This window comes from Vibrio sp. (genome assembly GCF_047973365.1).
Classification (GTDB): Bacteria; Pseudomonadota; Gammaproteobacteria; order Enterobacterales; family Vibrionaceae; genus Vibrio.
In genome coordinates this window covers 1-1,558 of record NZ_JBKEBW010000046.1, presented here as the reverse complement: position 1 = coordinate 1,558, position 1,558 = coordinate 1, and the positions used below count along the sequence as shown (strand labels likewise).

At 43.0% G+C, this 1,558-nt stretch carries 1 protein-coding gene; it reads right to left on the bottom strand.

Translation table 11 applies throughout. The annotated features are described in order from the left end of the window. Positions 1-348 precede the first annotated feature (348 nt). On the bottom strand, positions 349-645 hold the full coding sequence (locus ACK5MF_RS06625) for a hypothetical protein (RefSeq protein ID WP_416920546.1): 297 nt from the start codon (positions 643-645) through the stop codon (positions 349-351). Between the last annotated feature and the right edge of the window lie 913 nt (positions 646-1,558).

The following is a 1,558-nucleotide window of genomic DNA, read 5'->3' as shown; positions in this document are numbered from 1 at the left end:
CTGTTGCTTCTTTTATATCTATTCCCTAAACAAGCTCACATCTGCCCCCCCTTCTGTCCTGCGTTTAACCTTATTCCTTATCTTATCAAATCAATGTGCGAAGCTGTCCCTGCCCTGTTGTATCCTATTGTACCTCTTACGTACCCTCTTGCTCTACCTTACATGCAACAGAATTTCTCTCTTTATCTTTCTTATATGTAAAGCCGTCCCCGTCCTCTATTCTCTCAACTTTATCATTTTTGCCCTTCTCTATTCCCTCAACCCTCTTATATACCCCGTTCCCGCCCTTTTTTATACTCTTGAACCTCTTACTTAACCCCTTCTCTAGATACAACAATATATCTTTCTTTATCTTATGTGTGAGCCGCTCCTGTCCTTCTCGATACTCTCAAGCCTCTTACTTACCCCCTTCTCTATCCTGTATACCATATTCCTGCCTGTATCATATCTATCGAACGTGCAACACCGTCCCTCTCCTTCTTGATTCGATACGCATCCTCTTCCTTGCCCCTTGTCTATCCTGCATGCAACAAACCTCTTACCTCTTTTATAAATCTCACGCATTAAGACTTTTTGCTCCTGTCCATTTTCTAAGCTAACTCTTATACTTGCCTCCAGCTCTGTCTTAGATGCAGCCTTGTTCATTATCTCATTGTATCTGGTGTGTAGTCTTTCCTGCCCCTGCCTACCTCACCTGTACCTTCCTCTATGCCCTTGTCTGTGTTCGGTAATGGGATGTTCCTGCACGGACTTATCCTACAATGAATAAAGATTTTCCTTGTCCCGTGTCTGTACTAAATAACACTTCAAATCCGTTCTTAATTAATTACGACCCTCCTCTTCTTTCTTTCCTCTTCTACTTCAACTTTTCTTTTTTTTGTTCTTCTTTGTCTTGTCAGCTTTAACCTATCTTTGTAACAGTATGGTCGCAGTTTTGAGGTTTTGGCTTGAGGGTTTAAGATCAGATGCTCTTCCTGGCGTTACGCGGCAGCACCGGGGACTTTATTAACGCTCCATGACGCCACATCCCGGCTTGTGCTCATTCCCGCCTCACCACTCTATGCACTGTATCCACCACTTGCCGCTGATCTTACGTGTAGCTTCATTTTTTACGTCATTTACACTACATGAAGCCATATTCAAGCTTGTACTACCGTCTAACGCAGTCCCTCTTTTCTTCCTTGTGTTTAGAGTTTACCATTTGCTAAGTATCCTACATTAATTTGTTTTTTTTGTCATTATTAATGGTCCGTGATGCCATATTCCTGCTCTTACTCCCCCAAAAGCAGCCTCCAGCAGCACTGACGTTATTTATCTTTCTATTTAAGGTCCATGGTGCCATATTTCTATCCCCACCCTTACCCAATGCTGCCAATCCCATCTCCCTTGCCTAACCTACGTATCCACTGTTTGCTATCTATCTGTGCTGCATTAACTTAATTTCTGTTCTTAAATTTTGTGGTCCATGGTGCCGGATTCCTGCCCTTACCCTCACCAGATGCTGCCAACCCCTCCCCTTCTATCTACCTAACCTATATATCCACCGTTTGCTATCTAT